16 protein-coding genes are annotated in these 19,124 nt (G+C 39.9%); 15 read left to right on the top strand and 1 reads right to left on the bottom strand.

Annotation, left to right across the window (positions count from 1 at the left end):
• The first annotated feature begins 111 nt into the window (after positions 1-111).
• The 11 genes from guaA to B3394_RS17825 all read left to right on the top strand — a co-directional run bounded on the left by guaA (position 112) and on the right by B3394_RS17825 (position 13,177).
• Positions 112-1,641, top strand: a complete 1,530-nt coding sequence (gene guaA / locus B3394_RS17775) for a glutamine-hydrolyzing GMP synthase (RefSeq protein ID WP_177734164.1) — start codon at positions 112-114, stop codon at positions 1,639-1,641.
• Between the two features lie 76 nt (positions 1,642-1,717).
• Positions 1,718-3,742 carry a LysM peptidoglycan-binding domain-containing protein gene (locus B3394_RS17780; protein WP_286928100.1) on the top strand — a complete coding sequence of 675 codons (2,025 nt, stop codon included), beginning with the start codon at positions 1,718-1,720 and terminating at the stop codon, positions 3,740-3,742.
• Positions 3,742-4,143, top strand: coding sequence for an OsmC family protein (locus tag B3394_RS17785; RefSeq protein ID WP_177734168.1), 402 nt, complete (start codon positions 3,742-3,744; stop codon positions 4,141-4,143). Before B3394_RS17780 ends, B3394_RS17785 begins: the two co-directional genes overlap by 1 nt.
• A 3-nt stretch (positions 4,144-4,146) precedes the next feature.
• Entirely contained in the window at positions 4,147-4,587 is a 441-nt protein-coding gene (locus B3394_RS17790) for a DUF805 domain-containing protein (RefSeq protein WP_177734170.1), read from the top strand.
• Between the two features lie 4 nt (positions 4,588-4,591).
• On the top strand, positions 4,592-4,822 hold the full coding sequence (locus tag B3394_RS17795; protein ID WP_177734172.1) for a DUF3820 family protein: 231 nt from the start codon (positions 4,592-4,594) through the stop codon (positions 4,820-4,822).
• A gap of 102 nt (positions 4,823-4,924) precedes the next feature.
• Complete coding sequence (locus B3394_RS17800) at positions 4,925-6,541, top strand: CTP synthase (RefSeq protein ID WP_177734174.1); 1,617 nt, start codon at positions 4,925-4,927, stop codon at positions 6,539-6,541.
• Positions 6,542-6,579: 38 nt separating this feature from the next.
• Positions 6,580-8,475: a membrane protein insertase YidC gene (gene yidC, locus B3394_RS17805; RefSeq protein ID WP_177734176.1), complete on the top strand. Its 1,896-nt coding sequence runs from the start codon at positions 6,580-6,582 to the stop codon at positions 8,473-8,475.
• 124 nt (positions 8,476-8,599) lie between these two features.
• Positions 8,600-9,346 (top strand): toxin-antitoxin system YwqK family antitoxin, encoded by a 747-nt coding sequence (locus tag B3394_RS17810; protein WP_286928156.1) that lies wholly within the window; start codon positions 8,600-8,602, stop codon positions 9,344-9,346.
• A 55-nt stretch (positions 9,347-9,401) separates the two neighbouring features.
• Positions 9,402-10,589, top strand: a complete 1,188-nt coding sequence (mnmA, locus tag B3394_RS17815; protein WP_273244915.1) for a tRNA 2-thiouridine(34) synthase MnmA — start codon at positions 9,402-9,404, stop codon at positions 10,587-10,589.
• A 25-nt stretch (positions 10,590-10,614) separates the two neighbouring features.
• On the top strand, positions 10,615-12,225 hold the full coding sequence (locus B3394_RS17820; protein WP_286928167.1) for a S8 family serine peptidase: 1,611 nt from the start codon (positions 10,615-10,617) through the stop codon (positions 12,223-12,225).
• A 13-nt stretch (positions 12,226-12,238) separates the two neighbouring features.
• Positions 12,239-13,177 carry an NAD(P)H-dependent flavin oxidoreductase gene (locus B3394_RS17825; RefSeq protein ID WP_286928178.1) on the top strand — a complete coding sequence of 313 codons (939 nt, stop codon included), beginning with the start codon at positions 12,239-12,241 and terminating at the stop codon, positions 13,175-13,177.
• 54 nt (positions 13,178-13,231) lie between these two features.
• On the opposite strand, the gene B3394_RS17830 is transcribed toward B3394_RS17825, so the two are convergent.
• Positions 13,232-13,912 carry a Crp/Fnr family transcriptional regulator gene (locus B3394_RS17830; RefSeq protein WP_177734186.1) on the bottom strand — a complete coding sequence of 227 codons (681 nt, stop codon included), beginning with the start codon at positions 13,910-13,912 and terminating at the stop codon, positions 13,232-13,234.
• A gap of 109 nt (positions 13,913-14,021) precedes the next feature.
• Here B3394_RS17830 and B3394_RS17835 point away from each other — a divergent pair, with 109 nt between their 5' ends.
• From B3394_RS17835 to B3394_RS17850, 4 genes are all read left to right on the top strand, one after another.
• Entirely contained in the window at positions 14,022-16,397 is a 2,376-nt protein-coding gene (locus B3394_RS17835) for a heavy metal translocating P-type ATPase (protein WP_286928184.1), read from the top strand.
• A gap of 131 nt (positions 16,398-16,528) precedes the next feature.
• Positions 16,529-16,720: a cbb3-type cytochrome oxidase assembly protein CcoS gene (ccoS, locus tag B3394_RS17840; protein WP_177734190.1), complete on the top strand. Its 192-nt coding sequence runs from the start codon at positions 16,529-16,531 to the stop codon at positions 16,718-16,720.
• Positions 16,721-16,722: 2 nt separating this feature from the next.
• Positions 16,723-18,918 (top strand): cytochrome-c oxidase, cbb3-type subunit I, encoded by a 2,196-nt coding sequence (gene ccoN, locus B3394_RS17845; RefSeq protein ID WP_286928191.1) that lies wholly within the window; start codon positions 16,723-16,725, stop codon positions 18,916-18,918.
• A 6-nt stretch (positions 18,919-18,924) separates the two neighbouring features.
• The gene (locus B3394_RS17850) at positions 18,925-19,113 is read left to right on the top strand and encodes a CcoQ/FixQ family Cbb3-type cytochrome c oxidase assembly chaperone (RefSeq protein ID WP_177734194.1); all 189 of its coding nucleotides are present in this window, start codon (positions 18,925-18,927) and stop codon (positions 19,111-19,113) included.
• The last annotated feature ends 11 nt before the right edge of the window (positions 19,114-19,124 follow it).

The following is a 19,124-nucleotide window of genomic DNA, read 5'->3' on the forward strand; positions in this document are numbered from 1 at the left end:
AAACTGCCCGGTTAGGGCAGTTTTTTTTTACGTAAACATTTGAAAATAATTTCTTTACATTTTTTCAATCGTTTAAATTTTTCAATTTTCAAGAATTGTCTATTTTTGCACATGCAACACAACGTACTTATTTTAGATTTCGGGTCGCAATACACTCAGCTTATTGCGAGAAGAGTTCGCGAATTAAATATTTTCTGCGAAATTTTTCCTTTCAATCACTTTCCCAGTGATTTATCAAGTTATAAAGCGGTTATCCTTTCCGGTAGCCCATACTCCGTAAGAGCAGAGGATGCACCGCATCCGGACTTATCACAGATCAGAGGCAAAATGCCGTTACTGGCGGTTTGCTACGGAGCACAATACCTGGCACATTTTAGCGGAGGAGAAGTAGCCCCTTCCAATATCAGAGAATATGGAAGAGCGAACCTGTCCTATGTAAAAGATGACGAAGCCTTCTTTGATGAAGTGGCTTTAAACAGTCAGGTTTGGATGAGCCACAGTGATACCATCAAGCAATTGCCAACAAACGGTGTTCGTCTGGCAAGTACTAAAGATGTGGAAAATGCGGCTTACAGAATTGAAGGAGAAACCACTTATGCTATTCAGTTTCATCCGGAAGTTTACCATTCAACAGACGGTAAACAGATGCTGGAGAACTTTTTAGTAAAAATTGCAGAAGTACCTCAAAACTTTACCCCTAAAGCATTCGTTGAAGAAATCGTAGACGAATTAAAAGGTAAAATTAAAAATGATAAAGTTGTTTTAGGACTTTCCGGTGGAGTGGATTCTACGGTAGCGGCAGTATTGTTAAACAAAGCTATCGGTGAAAACCTGTACTGTATTTTCGTAAACAACGGACTATTGCGTAAAAATGAATTCCAGAACGTTTTAGAGCAATACAAAGGAATGGGCTTAAACGTAAAAGGAGTGGATGCTTCGGCACGTTTTTTGAATGAATTGGCAGGTATTGAGGATCCGGAAACGAAAAGAAAAACAATCGGACGTGTGTTCATTGAAGTTTTTGATGATGAAGCCCATCTTATTGAAGATGTAAAATGGCTGGCTCAGGGAACGATCTATCCGGACGTAATCGAATCGGTATCCGTAAAAGGACCATCGGCAACGATCAAATCGCACCACAATGTGGGTGGTTTACCGGATTTCATGAAATTGCAGGTAGTGGAACCGTTACGAATGCTTTTTAAAGACGAAGTAAGAAGAGTAGGAGCTACTTTGGGAATCAGCCCGGACTTATTGGGAAGACACCCGTTCCCGGGACCTGGATTATCCATCCGTATCCTGGGTGATATCACACCGGAGAAAGTTAGTATCTTACAGGATGTAGATGCGATCTTTATTGAAGGACTGAAAACACACGGATTATACGACAAAGTCTGGCAGGCAGGAGCAATCCTGTTACCGGTAAACAGCGTTGGGGTTATGGGAGATGAACGTACCTATGAAAAAGTAGTTGCGTTGAGAGCTGTAGAATCTACAGACGGAATGACTGCAGACTGGGTACATTTACCGTATGACTTCCTGATGAAAATATCGAACGAAATTATCAATAAAGTGAAAGGGGTTAACCGGGTTGTTTATGACATCAGCTCCAAACCGCCGGCCACAATTGAGTGGGAATAAAAAGAAATTGTAAATTTGAGATAAGTCGTTATAAAATTCTAACTTTATAACGACTTATTCGCTTAAAAATAGTAGTATGAAATATATTGTAACTGTTGTAATTTCAGGACTTTTTATGTCCGGTGTTGTTTTTGGACAAACTAAAAATTACATAGAACATAAGGTAGAAAAAGGAGAAACAGTAGTACAGATTGCAAAAAAGTATAGTGTAACGCCTTACGATATTTATCGGATGAACCCGGATTCGCAAAACGGATTAAAGGAAAATTCGAAAATATTGGTTCCGACAGCTTCCGGTAAAATAATTACTGCAAAAACAGAAGACAAGAAAACCGCAACTAAAGAAGTCCTTAAAGAAAAAGTAAAGGAAACTTTAGGAACGGTAACCATTACACATACGGTAGAACCGAAAGAAGGCGTTTACGGTATTGCTAAAAAATACGGAACCACGGTTGAAGCCATCTACAAGAGTAATCCTGCAGTAGAAAAAGACGGATTGAAAATTGGTCAGGTGCTGACTTTTACCGCTCCGAAAGCAGACAAACAACAGCTTAAAGCTGAGAAAAAAGAATTGAAGCAGGAACTTAAACAAGCGGCAGCTTCCGGATCGGGCTCAGCTTCCGGCAAAGCGGTTTACCATATTGTTGAAGCAAAAGAAACCAAATTCGGTATTGCTAAAAAATACGGCTTAACGGTTCCGGAATTAGAGGACCTGAATCCCGGAATAAAAGAAAACCTGGAAATCGGATACAATTTGCGACTGAACAAAAATGTTCCTTCGGTACAGAAAACCGTAGAAAAGGAAATTGAAAAAGTTGCCGAAGAAAATAAATACCTGAGCTATCAGGTAAAACCTAAAGAAACCATGTACCGTCTGACCAAATCGTCAGGATTGAGTGAAGAGCAATTGATCTCTTTAAACCCGGAATTAAAAGACGGTGTTAAAGCGGGAATGGTTTTAAAACTGCCGAATACTTCTAAATTTGACGATGTTAAAACGAACAAAGCTTCTGTTGATATTGTTAAAACACTTAAAAAAGACGGAGAAAAAGAATTGGTATTGTTCATGCCTTTTAACCTGGATAAAATTGCATCCGACTCGATCCGTTCTACGCAGGAACGTTTAAAAACGGATAAATTCCTGAACATGACCCTTGATTTTTATGCGGGTGCTTTAGTGGCAATCGACTCGGCTAAAGCCTTAGGCCTGCCGTTAAAAGTTAAGATTTATGACTCTAAAGAAACGAAAAACGCATCGGCTGTAGCGGCAATTATCGATAAAAACAACTTTGCGAATACGGATGCCGTTATCGGTCCGTTTTTTCAGTCTAATGTGGAAACCGCTGCCAATTTGCTGAACCAGTATAATGTTCCGGTAATCTCGCCTTTATCGAATGAAAAAGGGAAACCGTATTCGAACCTGTTTCAGGCAATGCCGAATTCGAATGATGTGAAGCAGAAAATGTTTGATTATATGAAGTCTAAAAACGGCAACATCATTGCGGTGGTCGATCCTAAAAAAGGTTCTTCAAGACAATATTTAAAAGATAACTATCCGTTGGTAAAATTTGCGGAATTAAACGAAAAAGGAAATGTGACGCTGGAAAATATCAAAAGCCTGATGGAAGCCGATAAAACCAATTTCGTTATTCTGGAATCGGAAAGTAAAGTAATGGTGCTGAGTACGCTGAATATCCTGGTGAGTGCATTATCGCAATTCCAGGTACAGCTGGTAACGCTGGAGAAAAACGAAACCCTGGATTTTGAAGAAATTCCGTTGAGCCGTTTAACCAAATTGAAATTATTGTACCCTTCGGTAGCCAAAGATAACGAAACTCCGGAAGCAGCTATTTTTGCCGGCACATTTAAAAAGAAAAACAACATCTTCCCGAACCGCTTTGCAACAAGAGGTTTTGATGTAACTTTTGATGTTATTGTGAGAATGTTTCAGGAAAACGGATTCCGGGAATCGGTTAATGAAAATGCATCGGAGCAGGTGGAGAACAAATTTGATTACGCAAATATAAACGGAGGCTATTACAATACCGGTGTTTATATTATGAACTATAGTGATGATTTAACTGTAAAAGAAGCAAAATAATGACCTCAAAAGTAACGTATTTAGGAGATTTAAGAACGTCGTCGATTCATTTGCAGTCGGGAAGTGAAATTATATCGGATGCGCCTGTGGACAACAACGGAAAGGGAGAAGCTTTTTCACCCACAGATACCGTGGCGAATGCACTGGCAAGCTGTATGTTTACCGTTATGGGAATAAAAGCAGCTACGATGGATGTTGACTTTTCCGGAGCAACGGCAGACGTAACCAAAGTTATGCAGGCAGAACCGCGAAAAATAGCTGAGATTCATGTGACTTTTAATATGAATATCGAAGCAGACGATAAAACAAAAACAATATTGGAACGAACGGCTTTGACCTGTCCGGTTTATCTGAGCCTGAACCCGGATATTAAAAAAGAAATAATATTTAACTGGAAATAGATAATGGTAAAAGCAGAAAAAGACTATAATTTTTTCGATTGGTGGAAAAAAGCGTTTATTGAAAATTACATCAACTTTTCAGGGCGTGCCCGTCGTTCGGAATATTGGTATTATGTATTGGGTAATTTTATTATTATTGTTCCGCTGTATATCGTATTTATTATTGCTATTGTAACAGGATCGGAAGCATTAATAGGAATTTCAGGTTTCCTGTTGGTGGCTTTTGCGCTGGCAACGATCATTCCATCGTTTGCCGTTGCCGTAAGAAGACTGCATGATACCAATAAAAGCGGCTGGACCTATCTGCTGGCATTGATACCGTTTATCGGTTCCATGATTATCCTGTATTATTTTGTACTGGATGGCGACCATGGAAGAAATGATTACGGCAATGATCCGAAGATGGCACAGAACAATGAAATTGACTTCATAGGAAGAGAATAATATTTTGGATAAAAATAAAGAAGCACTCATCAGGCTGGCTCATACCAAAATGCCCTTCGGAAAATTTGAAGGGCGTTTTCTTATCGATTTACCCGAACACTATATTGTCTGGTACCACAACAAAGGTTTTCCAAAAGGGCAGCTTGGCGAACAGCTGCAGTTGGTCTATGAACTCAAATTAAACGGACTGGAAGAATTAATCCGGAATATAAAAAAGAACTTCCCCAAACCGTAAACCTTTTATTAACGAATAATTGTCAATCTACAGTTATTAATTCTCAATTTATAATTGTACTTTTGCCAAGTTTTTTACACAACTACAACAAACAACAACACAATGAATCAGACGAAATATATTTTTGTTACAGGAGGTGTGACTTCTTCTTTAGGAAAAGGAATTATCGCAGCTTCTTTAGCTAAATTATTACAAGCAAGAGGTTACCGAACGACAATCCAGAAATTTGATCCGTATATTAATGTGGATCCGGGAACATTAAACCCGTATGAACATGGAGAGTGTTATGTAACAGATGACGGAGCCGAAACCGATTTGGATTTAGGACATTATGAGCGTTTTTTAAATGTTCCTACGTCACAGGCCAATAATGTTACGACAGGAAGAGTATATCTTTCTGTAATTGAAAAAGAGCGTCGTGGTGAATTTTTAGGAAAAACCGTTCAGGTGGTTCCGCACATTACGAATGAGATCAAGGAACGTATGCAGTTGCTTGGAAAGTCGGGTGATTTTGATATTGTGATTACAGAAATAGGCGGTACGGTTGGTGATATCGAATCGTTGCCGTATATCGAATCGGTACGTCAGCTATTGTGGGAGTTGGGAGATAATAACGGAATCGTTATTCATTTAACATTAGTACCCTATTTGGCGGCAGCCGGTGAATTAAAAACAAAACCAACGCAGCACTCCGTAAAAACCTTAATGGAAAGCGGAATCAAAGCGGATATTCTGGTTTGCAGAACCGAGCATGAAATTTCAAGCGACCTGCGTCAGAAATTAGCGTTATTCTGTAACGTTAAAAAAGAAGCGGTTATTCAGTCTATCGATGCTTCAACCATTTATGATGTTCCAAACTTAATGTTGGAAGAAGGACTGGACAGAGTAGCCCTGAAAAAATTGGATTTACCGGAAAAAGCAACACCGGATTTGTCACAATGGAATGAGTTCCTGCACAAACTGAAAAACCCGAAACACACCGTTAACATCGGTTTGGTAGGGAAATATGTAGAATTACAGGATTCGTATAAATCCATTTTGGAAGCATTCATTCACGCGGGAGCGGCAAATGAAACCAAAGTAAATGTAATCAGTATTCACTCGGAATACCTGGATGAGAAAACGGTTGCCGATAAACTGAAAGGTTTGGATGGTATTTTGGTTGCTCCGGGATTTGGAGGAAGAGGAATTGAAGGAAAAATAGAAACGGTTCGCTATGCCAGAGAAAACAAAATTCCATTCTTTGGAATCTGTCTGGGTATGCAGATGGCCGTTATTGAATATTCCAGAAATGTTCTGGGTTATGCTGATGCCAATTCGACAGAAATGAACGACAGCACGTCTTACCCGGTGATCAGCATCATGGAAGAACAAAAAAATATTACCGATAAAGGAGGAACCATGCGTTTGGGTGCCTGGAAATGTACTTTAAAAGAAAATACACTGGCACATTCTATTTATGGTAAAACCAATATTTTAGAGCGTCACCGTCACCGTTATGAATTTAACGGAGACTATTTGGAAGCTTTGGAAAATGCAGGATTAAAAGCATCAGGAGTAAATCCTGATACCGGTTTAGTGGAAGTAGTGGAATTAACGGATCATCCGTTTTTCATTGGGGTTCAATACCATCCGGAATATAAAAGTACGGTAGCTAATCCGCATCCGTTGTTTGTACATTTTGTAGAAGCAGCTGTGAAAAATAAAGTTTGTTGCTAAAAATTTTTGCAACTCACCATAAACAATAAACGATTAGAATGGAAGAAAAGAAATTAGACACAAAATCTATTTTAGGATTTGTTTTGATTGCAGGATTGATGATCTGGATGATGTACAACAACATCGACAAAGAGAAACAATCCATTGCAGAAGATGCTCAAAAAGCTAAAGTTGAAAAAGTAGAGAAAGCTAAAGAAGCGGCAGTTACCAAAGCAATTGCCGATACAACTCAGCCGGATTCACTTCGCGTAAAAGCATTGCAAAGTTCTTTGGGAGCTTTCGCATACAGTGCTTCATTGCCTTCTGCAAAAGAAAACGTTACCGAAATTAAAAATGAAGTTTTAACGTTAAAAATCGCTAACAAAGGTGGTTATATCGTAGAAGCTACCGTTAACGGTTTTGAGCAATTCAGCAAAAATTCGAAAAGAAATGTTGAATTAATCAAACAAAACAACGCCAATCTGAACCTTCAGATCAACACTCAGGACAATCGTATTTTAAATACTAAAGACCTTTATTTTGAGCCTACTGTAACAAAAGAAGGGGACAATCAGGTTTTAACAATGAGACTGAAAGCCGGTGCCAACCAGTTTTTGGAGTACCGTTATGTATTGAAACCAAAAGAATACATGATGGATTTCGCAATCCGTTCTCAGGGACTTAGCAATGTTATTAACACGGCTAAACCGCTGGATCTGGAGTGGCAGTTAAAATCATTCCGTAACGAAAAAAGTGTAAGCTATGAAAACAGATACACGGATTTGGTTTACGAATATGAAAGCGGAAAAGACAACTCGTTAAGCGCAACCAGTAAATTAGATGAGAAATCTGCAGAAAACGTTACGTATGTAGCCTTCAAACAACATTTCTTTACGTCTATTTTATTAACAGATACGCCGTTTAAAACAGCTCAGTTAAAATCGGAGAACCTGGTTCACGATGAAAAAATTGACACGGTTTTTACTAAAAACTTCGTCGCAAAATTACCGTTAGAATTCAAAAACGGTGAGTTGAACTATAACATGAACTGGTACTACGGACCATCAGACTATAAAACATTAAATTCATACAACAAGAACCTGGATGAAGTAATGCCTTTGGGATGGGGAATTTTCGGTTGGATTAACCGTTATGTATTTATCCCTGTTTACGGATTCTTAAGCGGATTTGTTCCTCACGGTATCGCCATTATTATCTTCACGATCTTAGTGCGTCTGGTAATGTCACCGGTAACTTATAAATCATATTTGTCTCAGGCAAAAATGAAAGTGTTGCGTCCGGAAATTGCAGAATTGAATGAAAAATTCTCTAAAGACCCGATGAAGAAACAACAGGAAACAATGAAACTGTACAATAAAGCCGGTGTGAATCCTATGGCAGGATGTTTACCAGCCGTCATGCAGATTCCGGTTTTCTATGCCCTCTTCCAGTTCTTCCCGTCTTATTTTGATTTAAGACAGAAAAGCTTCCTTTGGGCAGACGATTTATCGTCATACGATTCAGTGTTACACTTACCGTTCTACATTCCGTTCTATGGTAACCACGTGAGTTTATTCCCGATATTGGCATCAGTTGCTATTTTCTTCTATATGAAAATGACAACCGGCGACCAGGCAATGAGCACACCACCGCAGGAAGGTATGCCGGATATGGGTAAGATCATGAAAATCATGATTTATGTTTCACCAATTATGATGTTATTCTTCTTTAATAACTATGCTTCCGGATTGAGTTTGTATTACTTTATTTCGAATACGATCACTATCGGTATTATGCTGGTTATCAAGAACTATATTGTGAATGAAGAGAAAATTCACGCTCAGATTCAGGAGAATAAGACGAAACCTCAGAAGCAGAGTAAGTTTCAAAGAAAGATGCAGGAAATGATGGAGCAGGCGGAAGCACAGAAAAATGCCAAGCAAAACAAAAAATAATTGAAAAGCATCCGTCAGGGATGCTTTTTTTATACAATCCTTATTTACTTTAGCAGTTTAATCATCAGGGATTAAAATTATTTTCAGGATGATACGTTTAGTATAATTAAACCATTACAAAAATATGAGAACAACATTCTTAGCGATATTCACCTTATTGAACACCATTGCTTTTTCACAGGAAACAAATAAGAACGACGATAAAGGTCAGCGTCACGGATTGTGGAAAGGAATTTACGACGATACCAAATACCCGCGATATGAAGGAACCTTCGATCACGGAAAGGAAGTGGGTGTGTTTAAATATTTTGACAATACCAAAGCCACGGTTGTTATTGCAACCCGTGATTTTTCGGCAAATGACGGTTCCAATTATACGGTGTTTTTTGACCAGAAAGGCAATAAAGTCAGTGAAGGAAAAATAGTGGGCAGAGAATATGAAGGAGAATGGAAATACTACCATAAAGGCGGAAAAGAAATCATGACGCTGGAATACTATTCCAATGGAAAACTAAACGGAACCCGAAAAGCATTTTACCCGAACAAAGCCGTAGCCGAAGAAATTCAGTATGTAAACGGCGTTAAGCAGGGGATGTATAAAAAATATTCCGATAAAGGAGTGGTAATTGAAGAAACAACCTATGTGAACAATCTGTTTGACGGACCTTCTGTTTACCGCAACTCCAAGAATGAAATAATTACCAAAGGACAATTTAAAAAAGGGCAGAAATCCGGAATCTGGAAGTTTTACGAAAACAACAAACTGGTTAAAGAAGTAAACGCTGCCAAAATAAACGATGTGACCTTTAAGATCAAGACCGATACGGACGGGAAAAAGAAACCGACCGAGTTAAAAAGCAAAACCAATTAATAATGTAATTTTGCAAAAAAAATAGAAGAATCATAAATATAAGGTATAGAAATAGATGAAACGTGTAGTTGTTGGTCTTTCCGGTGGAGTGGATTCGAGTGTGGCAGCCTATCTTTTACAGGAACAGGGCTATGAAGTGATAGGACTGTTTATGAAAAACTGGCATGACGATTCGGTTACGATTTCGAACGAATGTCCATGGCTGGAAGACAGTAATGATGCGCTTTTAGTGGCTGAAAAATTAGGGATCCCTTTTCAGACAGTAGATTTAAGCGAACAATATAAAGAACGTATCGTGGACTATATGTTTAACGAATACGAAAAAGGAAGAACACCCAACCCGGATGTGTTGTGTAACCGTGAAATCAAGTTTGACGTATTTATGAAAATAGCGTTAAGCCTTGGTGCCGATTATGTAGCCACAGGGCACTATTGCCGTAAAGGGATTATTGAAAAAGAAGAAGGTAACGTATATCAGTTACTGGCCGGAGTAGATGGTAACAAAGACCAGTCGTATTTCCTGTGCCAGTTATCCCAGGAACAATTGGCAAAATCATTATTCCCGATCGGGGAACTGACCAAGCCTCAGGTTCGGGAAATTGCCGCAAAAATGGAACTGATCACAGCCGAAAAGAAAGATTCGCAAGGACTTTGCTTTATCGGAAAAGTACGCTTGCCGGAATTTTTACAACAGCAGTTACAGCCTAAAGAAGGCTTGATTTTTGAAGTGGATGCGAATCATGCTGTATATACCCAGACCCAAACCGGTTTTGCCTCTCTGGAAGAAGAACTGGCGTACCGGGCGAAGAATATCGACTATACTCCGGAAATGGGGAAAATTGTCGGAAAACACCAGGGTGCCCACTATTTTACGATCGGGCAAAGAAAAGGACTGAATGTAGGAGGAACAAAAGAACCGCTGTTTATTATCGCTACAGATGTAACGACCAATACCATTTACACCGGACAGGGACATAACCATCCCGGATTGTTCAAAAGAGCTTTATTTGTTCAAAAACCGGAAGTACACTGGATTCGTGAGGATCTGGCTTTAGCCAATGGCGAAAAAATGGAAGTAATGGCGAGAATCCGTTACAGACAGCCATTGCAAAAAGCAACGTTATACCAGTTTGAAGACGGTATGTATGTACTTTTCGAAGAACCGCAATCGGCAATAACAGAAGGGCAATTTGTTTCATGGCATATTGGAGATGAATTAGTTGGTTCGGGAGTAATTTCTTAAATTGCGCTTTCTAATTTGTGAAAGCATGAAAAAAATCCTCCCGTTTCTATTCGTATTACTGCACACAGTAACATTTTCACAAGAAGATGCCTGGGTTTATTTTAACGATAAGCCCAATGCACAGACCTATTTGAGCAACCCTCTTTCCATGCTTTCACAAAGAGCATTAGACAGGAGAGCTGCTCAAAATATTGCGGTCGACATTCAGGATGTACCCATCCACCAAAACTATATCGACCAGATTACAGCCATTTCCGGAATCAGCGTGATGGCAAAATCCAAATGGATGAATGCCTTACACATCAGAGGAACACAGTCGGTGATTAACGGACTGACAACACTTTCCTTTGTTCATCATGTCGATTTTGCCAACAAAACTTTAAATACCAATAAAAATACGAATACTGCCGCTTCCGGATTGTTTAATAAAACGCTGGATGTACAGGCAAACTTTCCTTATGGTGCTTCCGCAGCACAGATTCAGATGCTCAACGGACATTTACTGCACCAGCAGGATTTTACCGGAACCGGAAAGATCATTGCGGTAATGGATGCCGGTTTCCCGGGAGTGGATACCACCGATCCGTTTTTAAGATTAAGAACCAATAACCAGATTAAAGGCGGCTATAATTTCGTGAACCGAAATGCCAATTTCTATACCGGCTTCCAGCACGGTACGCAGGTATTGTCCAATATGGCTGCTTATGTAGACAATCAGTTGGTGGGCACTGCACCGGATGCTTCCTATTATTTATTTGTTACGGAAGACATCAACAGCGAAAGTCCGTTAGAAGAAAGCCTTTGGGTGGAAGCTGCCGAAACTGCCGACAGCCTGGGGGTTGATGTAATCAACTCTTCACTGGGCTATAACCTGTTTACCAATGCGGCCTATAACCATACCTACCAGGATATGGACGGGAATACCACCTTTATAACCAGAGGCGCTAATATCGCGTTTACCCGGGGGATGATTGTAGTGGTTTCCGCCGGAAATGAAGGTGCCAAACCGTGGAAATTTATAACAGCCCCAGCAGATGCTACCAATGTTCTGACGGTAGGAGCGGTGAGCGCTTCAGAAGTCAGAGCCGGATTTAGTTCACAGGGACCAACAGCCGACGGAAGGATCAAACCGGATGTAATGGCAATGGGTGCTGCTTCGGTTGTTACAACACAAACCGGAGAAATAGGCTATAATAACGGGACTTCTTTTTCGGCACCCACATTAGCCGGACTGGTAGCGTGCTTATGGCAGGCATTACCGAATAAAACAAATGCTCAGCTGGTGCAGATCATAAAAGAATCGGCTGACCGCTATACCAATCCGGATAACTTTTACGGATACGGAATACCGGATTTCCAACTGGCCTTAAATACAGCCTTATCGACCGCTTCGTTTGCAGTAAACGGCTTTAACCTTTATCCCAACCCAACAGCGGGAACGATAACCATTACGTCACCAGACAACACCGTTGCCCGTTTTGTGTTATACAACAGCCTGGGTCAGGAAATCATAAAAAAAAATATCAGCAGTCTTCAGGAAGAAACCATTTCCCTGGAATCGTTTACTTCCGGAATTTATTGCTACACCATTGTTTCGGGTGAAGCCACCTTTTCAGGAAAACTAATCAAAAAATAGTATATCTAACAGCATGAACAGAATCACAAAACTTTTCAATATCCAATACCCGATAATTCAGGGTGGGATGATATGGAATAGCGGATATAAATTAGCAAGTGCCGTAAGTAACGCCGGCGGACTGGGTTTAATCGGAGCCGGATCGATGTATCCGGAAGTACTGCGCGAGCACATTCAGAAATGTAAAAAAGCAACAGATAAACCTTTTGGAATAAACGTTCCGATGTTGTATCCCAACATCGAAGAAATAATGAACATTATTGTCGAAGAAGGCGTAAAGATCGTTTTTACCTCAGCCGGAAATCCGAAAACATGGACCGCTTTTCTAAAAGAAAAAGGCATTACGGTTGTACACGTGGTGAGCAGTTCCAAATTTGCCTTAAAAGCACAGGAAGCAGGAGTGGATGCTGTTGTAGCCGAAGGCTTTGAAGCAGGAGGACACAACGGAAGAGAAGAAACCACAACACTAACGCTGATCCCGATGGTAAAGGAACAAATCAATATTCCGTTAATCGCTGCCGGTGGTATCGCTACCGGAAGAGGAATGCTGGCGGCTATGGTTTTAGGTGCCGACGGTGTACAGATGGGATCCCGTTTTGCAGCATCGGAAGAAAGCTCATCACACGATAACTTCAAGCAAACGATCTTAAATGTAAAAGAAGGCGATACCCATTTAACGCTGAAAGAACTGGCGCCGGTTCGTTTGATAAAAAACAAATTTTATGAAGACGTACAAACATTATATACCAAATGCCCGACGCCGGAAGAACTGAAAGAACTCTTAGGCAGAGCCCGTGCAAAACGCGGAATGTTTGAAGGTGATTTGGTGGAAGGAGAACTGGAGATCGGTCAGATAGCCGGATTGATCCACGACATACAACCCGTTTCGGTAATTGTAGCCAATGTTATCGCAGAATTTGAAAAAGCAAAACAGGAAGCCGCAACTTTCTGATAAAACAAAAAACCGGCTACAGGCCGGTTTTTTTATATACAATATAATAGGTTACTATTCGGCCATTTTGCGCAGCTGATTCTTGTTTTTGATGCTGATTTTCTTTCCGGTCAGTTCGATTAACCCGGATTTATTGAAATCAGACAACAAACGAATACAACTTTCGGTAGCGGTACCGATAATACTGCTCAACTCCTCACGCGAAAGCTGAATTTTTAAGGTGCCATCTGCATTAGTGCCAAAAGTATCGCTCAGATACAGTAAGGTCTCGGCAAGGCGTTCTTTTACATTTTTCTGCGCCATAGACACCATGTGGTCATCGGCTTCTTTTAAATCACCGCAAATCGTTTTCATCACATTCATGGAAAACTGATTGTTGTTGTTAAAAAAAGAAAGGATCTCGGTTTTGGGAATAAAACAAACCTGCATGTCTTCCAATGCAATAGCGCTCAGGTTTGCCGGTTCATCACTAATCATGGAGCGTTGCCCTAAAAGCTCACCCGGTTTCACCAGTTTTACGATCTGGTCTTTACCGTTCTGGCTGAGTTTGGATAACTTACAAACACCATCTTTGACACAATAGATACCATTGGTAACATCACCTTCTTCAAAAATGGGTTCCCCTTTTTTAATAATATAAGACGTTTTACAGCTGGCAATCTTTAAAAGCTCCTCTTTACTTAAAGCTTTTAAAGAGCTAAACTCTCTAACGATACATTGTTCACATTTCCCCATATACATACTCCTTAAAATGGTTCATACAAATATACCAAAAGTATGACAAATATCATATTTTATTGCTACCCTAATTACAACCTTTGTCTCAGGTAAAATGAGCAAATTTATGGATACGCAAAATTGTTTCCATTGTGGTAATGATATTATAAAAGCAGAAGAAATCATTTTTGATGATAAATCTTTTTGTTGTCTGGGATGTAAAACCGTTTACGAGATTTTCAGCCAGAACGACCTGACCTGCTATTATGATTTCGAAAAGGCGCCCGGAGCGACACCACAAGACATAAAAGGGAAATATGATTTTTTAGAAAATGAAAGTATTGTAACCAAACTTCTGGAGTTTGAAGAAGACACAATACATATCGCTTCGTTGTATATTCCCCACATACACTGTAGTTCGTGTATCTGGATCTTAGAGAATCTGCAAAAACTTCAAAAAGGGATCAGCCTGTCGCAGGTGAACTTTTCGCAGAAGAAAGTCAGAATCACGTATGATCCGCAACAAACAAATCTTAAAGAAATAGTCCTTTTGTTAAGTTCAATAGGCTATGAACCGTATATAAGCCTGGAAAATTATGAAGGTGTCAGGAAAACGGTGGACAGGAGCTTAATTTACAAAATAGGGGTAGCATTTTTTTGCTTTGGAAATATAATGCTCCTGTCTTTTCCTGAATACTTTGAAGTAGGCGAGTACTGGATAGACCAGTACAAAGACTTTTTCAGATGGCTGATTTTCGGACTGTCATTACCGGCTTTCTTTTATTCCGGATGGGGCTATTATATATCCGCCTGGAAAAGCATTAAATCCAGAATGCTCAGTATCGACATCCCGATTGCTTTGGGGATTATCGTAATGTTCGTGAGAAGTACGGTCGATATTGTTTTCGACTACGGTCAGGGATTTTTCGACAGCATGTGCGGACTGATTTTCTTCATGCTTTTAGGGAAACTGTTCCAGCAAAAAACCTACAACTTCCTTTCGTTCGAAAGGGATTATAAATCCTATTTCCCGATTGCGGTAACCAAAATCAATACAGACGGTTCGGAAGAAGCAACCCAGGTTTATGAAATCAAAAAAGGCGACCGCCTGCTGATCCGGAACCAGGAATTAATTCCGGTTGACGGTATTTTAATATCCGGGAAGGCCTATATTGATTACAGTTTTGTGACCGGTGAGGAAATCCCGATTGAAAAGAAATCTGGAGATAAAATTTTTGCCGGCGGAAAACAGATCGGAAGGGTTATCGAAATGGAAGTACTCTATACGGTTTCCCAAAGTTACCTGACACAGTTGTGGAGCAATGATGTGTTCCAGAAAAAAGCCGATTTAAAATACAAAACCATTACCGATACGGTGAGCCGTTATTTTACACCGGCGCTGTTATTGCTGGCTTTCCTTTCCTTTGGTTACTGGATATTCATTGATGTCAACACCGCTTTTAATGTTTTCACAGCCATACTGATTGTTGCCTGCCCATGTGCGCTGGCACTGACGGCTCCGTTTACCTTGGGGAATGTACTCCGGATAATGGGGAATAAAAAACTCTACTTAAAAAATGCAACGGTGATCGAGCAGATGGCAAAAGTGGACACGATAGTGTTCGATAAAACCGGAACCATTACCTCCAATAAAAAGTCCTCGATAGCCTATACCGGACAGTCATTGAATGAAAAAGAAATCATGCTGATCAAAAATGTACTGCGTGGTTCCAATCACCCGCTAAGCAGAAGGCTGTATGATTTTTTACCCGATGCAGAAAGAGTGGTTGTTTCCGATTTTGAAGAAATTACCGGAAAAGGCATACAGGCAATAATAAAAGAAGCGGCAATAAAGATCGGTTCGGCTTCCTTCGTTGGAAAACAGGAAGAGAACGAAGTAAAACAAACGTCGGTAAATATCAGTATTGATGGTGTTTATAAAGGAAAATTCACCTTTGACAACCAATACCGGGACGGATTGGAACAACTGTTCCGCAAGCTGAATAAAACCTATAAGATCAAGGTACTTTCCGGAGATAATGAAGGAGAAAAAGAAACGCTCGCGGGATTACTGCCCAAAAATACGGAACTGATTTTTAACCAGAAACCGGAACAGAAACTGGCCTTCATCAAAACCCTGCAGGACAAAGGCGGAAATGTCATGATGATCGGTGACGGATTGAATGATGCCGGAGCCCTGGCACAGAGTAATGTCGGGATCTCCATTTCAGAAAATGTGAATGTCTTTTCGCCCGCCTGCGATGGTATTCTCGATGCCGGGCAGTTCTCTAAAATAGGCTACTTCCTGAACTATTCCAAAAACGCCATGAAAACCATTATGATGAGCTTTGGCTTGTCCTTATTGTACAATGTGATCGGGCTGAGTTTTGCTGTAACCGGGAACCTGTCGCCGCTGGTTGCTGCCATTATCATGCCGTTAAGCACCATTACCATCGTAAGCTTTGTGACCGTTATGAGTAATCTGTACTCCCGGAAAGCATAATAGTTTTTGAGGAATAGAGTAAGGTGTTGGTTTATAGTGTTTTGGTAGAATCGAAATAAATAAGAAGTATGATAAATATCATATTTTTTGAAAAACGGGTAAAGTAATTTTGTTTAACACAATTTTAAGGTATGAGTGTCATTTATATATTAATCTCCATCAGTATTATCGTTGCTGCGGTCTTTTTGTATGCTTTTATTAAAGCGGTACGAAGCGGGCAATTTGACGACGATTACACGCCATCGGTAAGAATGCTCTTTGATGATGAGCTTGCGAAGAAAAAAAAGAATAAAACAGAAACAAAAATAGAAAAACAGAACTAATTATGGAAGTGCAACAATTTTATTACGACAACAAAATTGTAAAGAAATTCCTTTATGCTTCAATACTTTTTGGAGTAGTGGGAATGTTAGTCGGGCTCCTTGTGGCTACGATGTACTTATTCCCTAATTTAACCGATGGAATTTCCTGGTTGAGTTACGGGCGTCTAAGACCATTGCATACGAATGCGGTAATTTTTGCCTTTGTAGGTAATGCCATTTTCGCAGGGGTGTACTACTCTTTACAACGTTTATTAAAAGCCAGAATGTATAGTGATATTCTGAGTAATATTAACTTCTGGGGTTGGCAGTTAATTATTGTTGCCGCCATCATAACGTTACCGCTGGGATATACAACATCTAAAGAATATGCAGAGCTGGAATGGCCTATAGATATTGCCATAGCACTTATTTGGGTAGTATTTGGTATTAATATGATTATGACCATTTTGCGACGTAGAGAACGTCATTTATATGTAGCAATCTGGTTTTATTTGGCAACATTTGTGACTGTTGCAGTACTGCATATCTTTAATAGTTTGGAATTACCAATTAGTGCGTTGAAAAGTTATTCTGTTTACGCTGGTGTTCAGGATGCTTTGGTACAATGGTGGTACGGACACAATGCAGTGGCCTTCTTCCTGACCACACCGTTTTTAGGACTGATGTATTACTTCGTTCCGAAAGCGGCTAATCGCCCGGTATATTCATACCGATTATCCATCATTCACTTTTGGTCTTTAATTTTCCTGTACATCTGGGCAGGACCACACCACTTGTTATACACCGCTTTACCGGACTGGGCACAAAATTTAGGAGTTGTTTTCTCTGTAATGCTGATCGCACCGTCCTGGGGTGGTATGATTAACGGATTACTGACACTTAGAGGTGTTTGGGATAAAGTGCGAACAGAACCGGTATTGAAATTCTTCGTAGTAGCGATTACCGGATATGGTATGGCAACTTTTGAAGGACCAATGCTATCCTTAAAAAATGTAAATGCAATTGCACACTTTACCGACTGGATCGTAGCACACGTTCACGTGGGAGCTTTAGCCTGGAACGGATTCCTGACATTCGGTATGATTTACTGGTTGATCCCGAGAATGACCAAAACACAATTATACTCTACAAAACTGGCTAATTTCCACTTCTGGATTGGTACATTGGGAATCATATTGTATGCTTTACCGCTTTATGTAGCCGGATTTGTTCAGGCACAAATGTGGAAACAATTTAATCCGGACGGTTCCCTGGTTTATGGTAACTTCCTGGAAACAGTAAAAGAAATCATGCCAATGTATGCCATGAGAGCCATAGGAGGAACCCTGTTTGTAATCGGAACTCTGGTATTGGTATACAACATCATCATGACCATCAAAGTAGGTCAGAAAATTGAAGACGAATTAGCAGAAGCTCCGGCTTTACAAAAAATAGCAAGCAGCCGATTAAAAGGAGAAAAATTCCACGGCTGGCTGGAAAGAAAACCGATCCAATTAACCATTCTGGCAACTGTTGCCATCCTGATTGGTGGTATCGTACAGATTATCCCGACCCTGGTTGTAAAATCGAATATCCCGACCATCAGCAGTGTGAAACCATATTCACCGCTTGAACTGGAAGGACGTGATCTATATATCAGAGAAGGTTGTGTGGGATGTCACTCCCAAATGGTAAGACCATTCCGTTCTGAAGTGGAACGTTACGGAGAATATTCCAAATCCGGTGAATATGTATACGATCACCCGTTCTTATGGGGATCAAAAAGAACCGGACCCGATTTAATGCGTGTTGGTGGTAAATATTCAGATAACTGGCATTTTAACCACATGTGGGATCCGCAAAGTACATCGTCAGGATCAATCATGCCGGGCTATAAATGGCTGTTTGATAACAAACCGATGGATTACTCCAAAACGCAGGACAAAATGCGTGCAATGGTTAAACTGGGCGTTCCGTATACGCAAGAAGAAATAACAAATGCTTCAAAAAGTATCAAAGAACAAACTCAGAAAATTGAGAAGAACTTACATGCAGACCCTGACTTCGTGAAAAGTTATGAGGAAAGTAAGAAAAATGCTGCCACAAGAGGGGAAACATTTGTACCGATGCACGATAGAGAAATTGTAGCCTTGATTGCTTATTTGCAACGTTTGGGTACGGATATCAAAGTAAAAAACGTAGCTGAAAATCAAAAATAATTTGTTATGCTAAAGTTTATTAAACACAATATGGAGACTATTTCAGGAATTGAAATTTATCCGATAATCTCATTACTTATTTTCTTCCTGTTTTTTGTAGGATTATATATTTGGGTATTAACCTATAAAAAAGAGAAAATTACAGAAATGAGTAATCTCCCTTTTGAGGACCAAAACACAGCAAACAATCAATAATTGTAAGAAGT

The organism is Flavobacterium sp. UBA4197, from assembly GCF_002379575.1.
In the GTDB taxonomy this organism is placed as follows: Bacteria; Bacteroidota; Bacteroidia; order Flavobacteriales; family Flavobacteriaceae; genus Flavobacterium; species Flavobacterium inviolabile.